The organism is Synechococcus sp. OH2, assembly GCF_047462155.1.
In the GTDB taxonomy this organism is placed as follows: domain Bacteria; phylum Cyanobacteriota; class Cyanobacteriia; order Thermostichales; family Thermostichaceae; genus Thermostichus.
This window is the reverse complement of the sequence record NZ_JANSIR010000082.1, coordinates 6,821-15,893: the sequence shown is the minus strand read 5'-3', so window position 1 is coordinate 15,893 and position 9,073 is coordinate 6,821. Positions and strand designations below refer to the sequence as shown.

The following is a 9,073-nucleotide window of genomic DNA, read 5'->3' as shown; positions in this document are numbered from 1 at the left end:
TCCATCCCACGCTTCCTGCAGGCCAGCGAAAAACTCGTAGAAGTCCACCACTTCCGGGTGATCCTGCAGCTCTGGCTGGTGGCGGTAGGCTTCCGGGATCAGCACCATCATTGCCTGCTGGCTGGAGTAGCCGGAGGCAACCAAGAGCTCAAAGACCGCGTCCAGGCCTGCCGAGTCGCTGGTGCCGGGATCGATGACGGGTTTGAGCTCCTCGATGGCCTCGCCCCAGAGGGGATGGGCCAAAGAGGGCTCGCGGGCAGCCATCCAGTTGACATTGCCCAGGTAGGTGTTGATCTCGCCGTTGTGGCAGAGGTAGCGAAAGGGCTGGGCCAGCGACCAGCGGGGCAGCGTGTTGGTGCTGAAGCGGCGGTGGTAGGTGGCGTAGGCGGTGGCGTAGAGGGGGTTGTGCAGATCGCGGTAAAACTGGCCCAGCGCGGCTGACTGTACCATACCTTTGTAGACGATGAGCCGGCAGGAGAGAGAAGCAAAATAGATGGAGTAAAAGCCGAACCGGCTTTCCCCCTGCCGCCGCAGGCGCCGCCGCAAGAGGTAAAGCTGCCGCTCCAGCTCATCTCCCTCCAGCCTGGGATGGGTAAGAAGCATCTGCCAGATGGAGGGCAGGGTTTGCCGTGCCATTGGCCCCAGGCAGTCTGGATTGACCGGCACCCGGCGCCAGAGGGGCTGTCCCCACTCCGTGGTGGCCAGGTAGTCGTCGATGAGCTGGCGCACCGCCTGGCACTCGGTGGGATCCGGGGGCAAGAACACCATACCCACGGCACTGCGGCGGGGATCCCAAGCTCGGATCTCCTCCCTCTCTGCCTGCAGCAGCGCCCAGGGAATGGCCGTGGTAATGCCGGCTCCATCGCCGCTTTGGTTGTCGCCGCCACAGCCGCCGCGGTGCTCCATGCAAGTAAGGGCAGCGAGGGTTTTTTGCAACAGCTCGTGGCTGGCCCTCCCCTGGCGATCCACCAGGAACCCGACGCCGCAGGCATCCCGCTCTTGAAAGTGCCAGCTTTCCTGCAGGATAGGAACCGAGACCTGGGAGCGATGGGGGGTCATAGGAGGAAAAACGGCTGGGAATCGTTCACGTTGTTAGAGTTGGGAAACTAGCATATCGCAATTCCATCCAACCGGAAAAGAGGGCAGCCCCACGTCAGGCTGGATTTTGCTGGGGAAGCCATCGGAATCAGCGAAGAAAACCACGAAAGGCTCACTGTGAACAGGTGCCTCGAGTTTTTTTTCTGCTGGCTTCTTGCGTAGACTTTCGCCAACTGGAGAAAACCAGGTCGTATGCTCCAGCTTGCCCCACCTCTCCTTGCCGCAACCAGCAATTTAACTGTTATCTGAAGAAGTCGGAAAATGTATTTCGCAGCTCAGAGAGTTGCTCGTTAAAGCAGGTGAGCTGATCCCCCATGGCGTTCACCATCGTCAGGTCTGCCCGCCCGGTTGCGCCCTCGGATCCCAAAAGGGGAACGCTCATGCGGCTGGGATCCGCAGCATTCTGGGAGACGCGGATAACGGCTCGCTCGCGGTTAAACTGATAGGCTTCGGCCACGTAGCGGATGGGCTCGCTCAAGCTGGGATCCACCGGCAAGCTGGGGGCCGGCAAAAGATCCACCAGCTCGGTAAAGGTGCCGCTCCGCAGGCCCACCACGGCAGCAGCTCCCAACTGGTTACAGATGGCGATGAGCACCGGTTCTTGGGGGCTGGCGCTAACGTTGGCCAAGGTGACGGTGACGTTGGCCCGGCTGGGTGCCGGGGGATAAGTAACCTCAAAGATGCGGGCGGGAGCGTTGCCCAGCTCGTCGCGGGCGCGGAAGCGAAGTTGCCCCCTGTAGGGCAGGATGGAGGAGAAGTAGAGGCCAAAGCGGTCGCCGGGGCCCCGTCCGGGGATACTGGACTGGCCAGGGACGTAGGCGAGGACGGCGCGGCTTTGCCAGTTGTTGGGCGGCGCATAGGGCAGCAGCGGGCCACTGTCGAGGCTGGGAGGTTCTCTGGGAGGCGGATCCGGCTGGCCATCCCTGTTCAAGTCCAGGCCGTTGCCCAAAAAAGCCACCGAGCGTTGGAGAAGGATGGGGCGGTTTTGGTTATCGACCAGAGGAGGTCGCCCTTCCGCCAGCCCCGCATTTTCCACATAGACGTTGAAGGGGCGATTTAAGATCTGGTTGTCCCGCTGCCGCCGCACGTTGAACTGAAGGTAGGGCCCCACCCCGCCTGCTGTCGGGGATCCCCCTGTAATTTCAAAGTCGTCAGCTCGCAAAAAGGCATTTTCCAGCGGGCTAAGCGGAGTTGTCGCCTCGCCGCAGCCGACCAGGCCAAGGGCAAAGGTTACCAAAGTTACAAGGGTTGCCACAGAGCCCCCTTTGGGGAAAGCTGGCAAGGGGGGCCGGCAGGCAAGCTTTGGCTTCAGCATTCCTCTCCTCTCCACAACCGTTGGCGACGGTTTAGCCCAACCGAACTCAATGGCAAGATGGGCAGGGATCCGCCCGCGCCTAACCCAATGGCCTGAACCACTATATCCTGAGCCTCGATCTGGATCCCACCATCCCTATGGAGTTGGGAGCCATGGGATCGGCGATAGGGAGGGAGGAATTGAGGGAATCGCTACTCCTTTCTCCTGAGCCGGCTTGATAGCCTAGAGGGAGCGAAAGGTGGATGCCCATGTCAGATACCCCTGCGGTCTTGGTTCAACAACTCCAGAAGCGCTACGGATCCACCGTGGCGGTGGCGGATGTCTCCTTCCAAGTAGAGCCCGGCCAGATCTACGGCCTTCTGGGCCCCAATGGCGCCGGCAAAACCACCACTCTGCACTGCCTGTGCACCCTGCTGCGCCCTGATGCAGGCCGGATCGAGGTGTGCGGGATCCCGGTCAATGAAAATCCCAAGGCGGTACGCGAAAAGCTGGGCTTTGTTGCCCAGGAGGTGGCCTTGGATAAGGTGCTGACGGGGCGAGAATTGTTGCAGTTGCAGGCGGATCTCTACCACCTGCCGCGGCCTCTGGCCCAAGAGCGGATCGCTGCTGTCCTGGAATTGCTGGGGCTGGCCGACCGCGCCGACCAACGCATCGGCACCTACTCCGGCGGCTTGCGCAAACGCCTAGATCTGGCGGCAGGACTGCTCCACCAGCCCCAGGTGTTGGTTTTGGACGAGCCCACAGTGGGCCTAGACATTCCCAGCCGGCAGGCCATCTGGGACTTTCTGCGCCAGCTTAAAAACACCGGCGTGACGGTGGTGCTCAGCAGCCATTACCTGGAGGAGATCGACCTGTTGGCCGACCGGGTGGCCATCATCGACCGCGGCAAGGTGATTGCCGAAGGCACCCCAGAAGAGCTAAAGGCCTGCGTCGGCGGCGAGCGCATCACCCTCAAGCTGCAGGAGTTTGCGCCGCCAGAACTGGCCCAGCGGGGAGCCGAACTGCTGGCATCCCTGCCCTTTGTCCAAAAAGTGGTGATCAACAGCGCCCAGGGCAACGCCCTCAACTTGGTGGTGCGGCGCAATGGGGAGGATCCCCTCAGCCAGATCCGCGCCCAGCTCGAGGCCCACGGTCTGGAGATCTTCAGCAGCACCCAATCTCGCCCCAGCTTGGATGACGTGTATTTGGCAGCAACCGGGCAAACGCTCCTGGATGCGGAGCTGGCCGCTGCCGAGTCCAACTTAGGCAAAAAGAAAAAGTAACTTCATCACCTCCCTATTAAACCCTGGTGATCCCTGTGCAAGCGCATATCGAGATACTAGTTGGCTGCTCGATTGGACACTGCATTGATTGATTGCAACCCTACAGGAGTTTTGGTATGACCTCTACCGCTTCCCCAGTTCCATCCAACCCAATTCCTTTATTTACAGCCGACTTTTGGCAGGAGACTTTTGCCCTTACCCGCCGCTTGTTTATCCAACTGCAGCGTCGCCCCACAACCCTGCTGGTCGGCATCATCCAGCCGCTGCTTTGGTTGATTTTGTTCGGGGCCTTGTTCCAGAATGCTCCTGCCGGCATTTTCGGGGCCGGACAAAACTACACCCAGTTTTTGGGGGCAGGCGTGATCGTGTTTACGGCCTTTGGCGGGGCCTTGAATGCCGGCGTGCCGGTGATTTTCGACCGGGAATTTGGATTTTTAAACCGATTGCTGGTGGCTCCCCTCACCTCTCGCTTTTCCATCGTGCTGGCCTCTAGCCTGTTCATTATCAGCTTGGCGCTGCTGCAGACGGCGGTGATTGTGGGGGCAGACTATGCCCTCGGAGGCGGGATCCCGGACGGGCGGGGCTTGGCGGTGGTGGCCCTGATTGTGGGCCTGTTGGTCTTGGGCTTTACAGCCCTGAGCTTAGGCCTGGCCTTTGCCATGCCGGGGCACCAGCAGTTGCTGGCTTTTATCTTCTTGGTCAATTTACCCCTGATTTTCTCCAGCACCGCTTTGGCTCCCCTCAGCTTTATGCCCACCTGGCTGCGCTGGGTGGCCAGCCTCAACCCACTCACCTTTGCCATCGAGCCCATCCGCCACGTCTATCGCAGCAGCACCTGGAGTTTTGCCGATGTGGTGCTGCAGGCCCCCTGGGGCGATCTCACTCTGGCGGGATCCCTGAGCCTCTTGACGGGGTTTGTGGTGGTGTCGGTTCTGGTGGTACAGGGGGTGCTGCGCAAGAGTTTGGCCTGAGCACTTTGCCCAGGCTGCGCCCCTCAAAGCCACTGGCGGGAGACGGACTTCTCCAGCTCCGCCTGCGCTTGCTGCACCAGGGCTAGAGGGCTGTCCTTTGCTGGCGAGAGATGTAGAGGAGGGGTGAGGCTGCGGGCCTGCAGAGCCATGTGGAGCTGGAGTTCGGTTACATAGTCGCGCAGGACAAAGCCAGCGGCAGAAGAGGAGCGAGCTGTAGCGGAAGCGTAAGACGCAGACATCACGGCAAGAGATCCCTCGAAAATTGCCACCGTTGCCCTGCTACGCTATCACGCCCGCCCCCCCGTGAGGGAGTTCCAGAATGTTAGCTTTGATTAAGCTTTGCAAAGGATTTTTGCCATGGCCGTTCTTGAAGATTGGCAGCGCTCCAAGTTGGATCCCAGTGACGATGCCCTCTTTTACAGCCATCCCCGCTTTGTAACCCACGTAGATGCCGGCTTTATCGGCCAGCTCACCGATCTGTACCGTGAGCATTTGCGGCCCCAGACCCGCATTCTCGATCTAATGAGCAGTTGGGTTTCCCACCTGCCGCCGGAGATAGACTTTGCCCATGTGGAAGGGCATGGGATGAATGCTGAGGAACTGGCAGCCAATCCCCGCCTTAACCATTTCTTCGTCCAGAACCTCAACCAAAACCCGCTCCTGCCTTTGCCGGACTGCACTTTTGATGCGGTGCTGAACGCAGTTTCAGTGCAGTACCTGCAGCAGCCGGAAGAGGTGTTTGCCGAGGTATATCGCATCCTCAGGCCCCAGGGCCTTTTCATTGTCAGCTTCTCCAACCGCATGTTTTTCCAGAAGGCAATCCAGGCCTGGCGGGATAGCTCGGAAGCAGAGCGGGTGGAGCTGGTCAAGCGCTATTTTAAGTCGGTGCCGGGGTTCGAGATCGTCGAGGTGATCCAGCGGCCTGCTCCCCTGGGTTGGCTTGCCTTTTTGGCCGGTGGGGATCCCTTCTACGCCGTGGTTGGGCGGCGAACCGAGGCATGAGGCCATCCATCTCGCGTGTGGCGCCCTTAGATTTCTGGACTCCAACCTGCATGCGGCTGCAGTTCCCCGGCCCTGGGAGGCAGGTTGCTCCCTACCGAACAGCGGGGGTGAAGGGATCCCTGGGGCCAACCTCAGAAGGGGGCGGCAAAGGGATCTGCAGCTCCACCACTGTGCCGCTACCCAAGCGGCGGTTGCGCCAGGTGATGGTTGCCCCAATTAACTCGGCTCGGTAGCGCATGTTGAGCAATCCATGGCCGTGGCCAGGTTCCTGATCCACCCCACCGTTGAACTCCGGCATGCCCCGGCCATCGTCGATGATCTTCAGCTCCAGGTGAGTGTAGGGGGCTTTGGGATTGACAGAAGGCTCCTCTGCTCCGCTACCGGCTTGGATCTTGGGCTGAATAGTGATGTCGATGCGCCGTGCCCCTGCGTGTTTGACGATGTTGTTCAGCGCCTCCTGTACGATCCGAAAGATGTTGCTTTGGCAGGCGGGGCTGAGACGGGAGAGCAGGTCATCAGCGCGGTTGTCGAAGCGGGTGAGAAGCGGGTGAGGAGAACGCTGGGCCGCCCGTTCTAGAAGGCTGCGCAGAGCCGGGCCCAGGTTAAAAGCCCGCATGGCCAGCGGCTGCAGATCCTCGACGATCCCCCGCAACTCAGCCATGGTCTCCTGCAGTTGGACGCTCATGGCGCGTAGCTGAGCCTGACCGACAGGGCTGAGGGTCGGATTGCTGGCGAGCTCCTGAATCTGACGAGACAGAGCTCCCAGATCCGCCAGGGTCTGATCGTGCAGATCGGCGGCCAGGCGACGACTTTCCGCCTCTCGCCCCTCGGTCAGTCCTTGCAAGGCTGCTGCCGTTGCCTCTTGACGGCGAACCTGCTCGTAGAAGGAGGCCCGCTGTAGCGCCACTGCCGCAATGTCCGCCAGCGCTTCCACCAAGTCCCTATCTGCAGGGGAAAATCCGGCGGCTTCGGGGGCAGTATCGGCAGCGGGAGGCTTCCGGCCTACCGTCGCCAGGGGCGGAATGGAGGCGCAGAGCACACCCGCGATCTGGTTGGCATCGGTAACTAGGGGTACACACAGTAGGGAGCGGATACCCTTCTGCAACAGCGTCTGGCGGGTGGGAGGAGGCAGCGGAAAGGTTTGAACATCGGGGATCAGCAGCGTGTCCAGATGGGTGTAGCAATTTACCCCGATGAGCTGGCTCAGCTCAGGGGGCAACGTCTGCCCCACCTGGCAGGGGATCCCCGGCTGACGGCGGTATTCCTGAAGAATGGCGAGGGGTTCTGAGGGTGGAGCGGCTGCAAGCTGTTGAGCGCTCGGCCCATAGCCGCTCCGCGGCGCCACCAAAGTACAGTGATCGACCTGCAAAGCTTCCGCCATGCCCTCCAGAGCAATCTCTACCACTTGGTGGGGATCATAGGTGCCGCTGAGGCGCTGGGCAACCTGGCGCAACAGGCTTTCCCGCTGGGCCGAGATGCGGGTTTGCTCGTAAAGTTGCGCTTGTTTGAGGGCGATCCCTGCCTGCTCAGCCACGGCTTCCGCCAACTCCAGATCCTCCGGCTGCCAGGGGGAAGGAGCCAGGGATCCGCCGCGAGGGTAGCGCAGCAGAGCAATCCCCCCCAACACTTCCTGTTGTCGCTGCGGATGGTCAGAGGCAAACAAAGGCACCCACAACAACCCGCTTCCCTGCCGCTGCGGCTTCAGGTTGTCCCAAGACTGGAGGTTCTGCGGCTCCGGCACCACCACCGGCTCCTTCAAGGTGGTCAACAGGCTGGCTGCCAAGCGCAACTTGGCCTGAACCGTTTCCGACAATTCCAGCGGGATCCCCGGCTCCGCCCAGGGCTGCTGGAGGGATCCCGTCAGCGGGGCATCCAGCAGGGGCTCCGTCCCGCTTACGCGCACGGCAGGGGTGAGCTCCGGTGCATAGATGCCCACAGGATGCAGCAGCTCCTGTTCCGGCTGCCAAAGGGCCAAGATACACACATCCGCCTGAAAAGCTGCACCAATCTGCTGGGTAATCGCGTGGAAGAGAGTGGTGGGCTCCAGGCTGGAGCGAATTGCCGCTGTGATCGAGTGCAACAGCGCCAGCCGTTCCGCCTGCCGATGGGCCCGCTCAAACAGGCTGGAACGAGTTAGGGCAATCGCCAGTTGGTAGGCCACCGAGCGCAACAGGTCAATCTCCTCCGGCTGCCAGGGGTGCGGTGTAGTTAGGTATACCCCCAGCAGCCCGATCATCCCCCCTGGCGCAGCAGCCAGGTCGGATCGGCCCGTCTGCGGATCCCTGCCGCCGGCCTCCCCCAGCCCTGCTCCCGCTGAGCCCACCGATTGCAACGGGATCAGCACCGCCGAGCGAGCCTGTAGCGCATGGAAAGCGGCCAGCCCTTGCGGCGGCAACAGATGTTCCTGATCCGGCAGCAAAGGCAGGGCTATTTGCACCACCTGTCCCTCCTGTAACCGCTCGCACAGCGAGCCAAAATCTTGGGTTCGGTAAACCTGCCCCAGTGACGGGGCCAGCCCAGGGCTTAGGGCCTCGTGGGTAACCTGAACCGTCTCCTGAGCCGGGTTGATACTGTAAAAACAGCAGCGGCTCAGCCCCTTCACCCCTTTCGATAGAAAAGCGTGCTGCAGCTCCCCAAGCGCAGTGCTGACGATTTGATCCCACTGCAGAAAGCGGTGAACGGTGCTGGTGATGCGGTTGAGCAACGCCTCCCGCACCGCCTGTCGGCGGCTGCGCTCCAGCAGCTTGGCATTGATAATGGCGCTGGCCGTATAGGAACAAAGGAACTTCACTACTTCTATAAAGCTGGCCTCCAAGGGTGTCCAGCTCAGCAGAGCCAAAGCGCCCAGCCGCTCCTCCCCCCGGTTAATCGGGTAGGCGACAAAGCCCCGCAGGCCATTGGCCTTCACCCATTCCGGGGCAGGCATCCAGACCTCTTGATCCGGGTTGTTGCTCAAGAGGGGCAATCCTTGCTGAACCACACGCCCCATAGGGCTGTCATCCGGGTAGATTCGCTCAATTTGGGCGTGAGCAGGGCTGAGCAGGCCAGCATGGGCCACCGATCGAAAGCAACCCTCTTGCAGGTCGAAAAACCAGAGGCGAGCGGAGGCCACGCCCAGGCGGCTCACCATCTGCTGCACTAGGGTTTGAGCCAACTTGAGCAGGCCCTGCTCCCACACCTCCGGCTCTACTGCTTCTGAAGACTCTTGCGAAGAGAGCAGCACCAGTTCCTGAACAATTTGGTTGGCAGCCTGAAGCTGGATCAACAAAGTCGAATCCGGATCGACACAGCCGGGTAGCTTGGTAGCCCCGTACTCAGCGCTCCGCGCCGCTAGCACGAGGAGTACGGTGCGGAAAAGCCCGTTCGCGTTAGCGGGACGTAGTCCTTGAGCAACTTGAGTCGCTCGCCAATGTTATAGCTCTATC

7 protein-coding genes are annotated in these 9,073 nt (G+C 61.2%); 3 read left to right on the top strand and 4 right to left on the bottom strand.

Annotated features, from left to right (window positions below; genetic code table 11):
• Window positions 1-1,059 (bottom strand): class II glutamine amidotransferase (locus tag NW835_RS07385; RefSeq protein ID WP_414414930.1); only part of this gene is annotated, 1,059 nt, incomplete at its 3' end.
• A 280-nt stretch (window positions 1,060-1,339) separates the two neighbouring features.
• Window positions 1,340-2,353 carry a hypothetical protein gene (locus tag NW835_RS07380; RefSeq protein WP_414414929.1) on the bottom strand — a complete coding sequence of 338 codons (1,014 nt, stop codon included), beginning with the start codon at window positions 2,351-2,353 and terminating at the stop codon, window positions 1,340-1,342.
• Between the two features lie 302 nt (window positions 2,354-2,655).
• On the opposite strand from NW835_RS07380, the gene NW835_RS07375 reads away from it, so the two are divergent.
• Complete coding sequence (locus tag NW835_RS07375) at window positions 2,656-3,675, top strand: ATP-binding cassette domain-containing protein (protein ID WP_414414928.1); 1,020 nt, start codon at window positions 2,656-2,658, stop codon at window positions 3,673-3,675.
• Window positions 3,676-3,791: 116 nt separating this feature from the next.
• On the top strand, window positions 3,792-4,646 hold the full coding sequence (locus NW835_RS07370) for an ABC transporter permease (RefSeq protein ID WP_414414927.1): 855 nt from the start codon (window positions 3,792-3,794) through the stop codon (window positions 4,644-4,646).
• Between the two features lie 23 nt (window positions 4,647-4,669).
• On the opposite strand, the gene NW835_RS07365 is transcribed toward NW835_RS07370, so the two are convergent.
• Window positions 4,670-4,885, bottom strand: coding sequence for a hypothetical protein (locus NW835_RS07365; protein ID WP_414370835.1), 216 nt, complete (start codon window positions 4,883-4,885; stop codon window positions 4,670-4,672).
• Window positions 4,886-5,003: 118 nt separating this feature from the next.
• Here NW835_RS07365 and NW835_RS07360 point away from each other — a divergent pair, with 118 nt between their 5' ends.
• On the top strand, window positions 5,004-5,648 hold the full coding sequence (locus NW835_RS07360; RefSeq protein WP_414370804.1) for a class I SAM-dependent methyltransferase: 645 nt from the start codon (window positions 5,004-5,006) through the stop codon (window positions 5,646-5,648).
• A 91-nt stretch (window positions 5,649-5,739) separates the two neighbouring features.
• Here NW835_RS07360 and NW835_RS07355 read toward each other — a convergent pair whose 3' ends face one another.
• The gene (locus NW835_RS07355) at window positions 5,740-8,916 is read right to left on the bottom strand and encodes a GAF domain-containing sensor histidine kinase (protein ID WP_414414926.1); all 3,177 of its coding nucleotides are present in this window, start codon (window positions 8,914-8,916) and stop codon (window positions 5,740-5,742) included.
• Window positions 8,917-9,073: the final 157 nt, after the last annotated feature.

What these genes read in the sequence shown, in the direction of transcription:
- NW835_RS07375 (WP_414414928.1), top strand. Translation starts at nt 2,656, where the DNA reads ATGCCCATGTCAGATACCCCTGCGGTCTTGGTTCAACAACTCCAGAAG.
- NW835_RS07370 (WP_414414927.1), top strand. Translation starts at nt 3,792, where the DNA reads ATGACCTCTACCGCTTCCCCAGTTCCATCCAACCCAATTCCTTTATTT.
- NW835_RS07365 (WP_414370835.1), bottom strand. Translation starts at nt 4,885, where the DNA reads ATGTCTGCGTCTTACGCTTCCGCTACAGCTCGCTCCTCTTCTGCCGCT.
- NW835_RS07360 (WP_414370804.1), top strand. Translation starts at nt 5,004, where the DNA reads ATGGCCGTTCTTGAAGATTGGCAGCGCTCCAAGTTGGATCCCAGTGAC.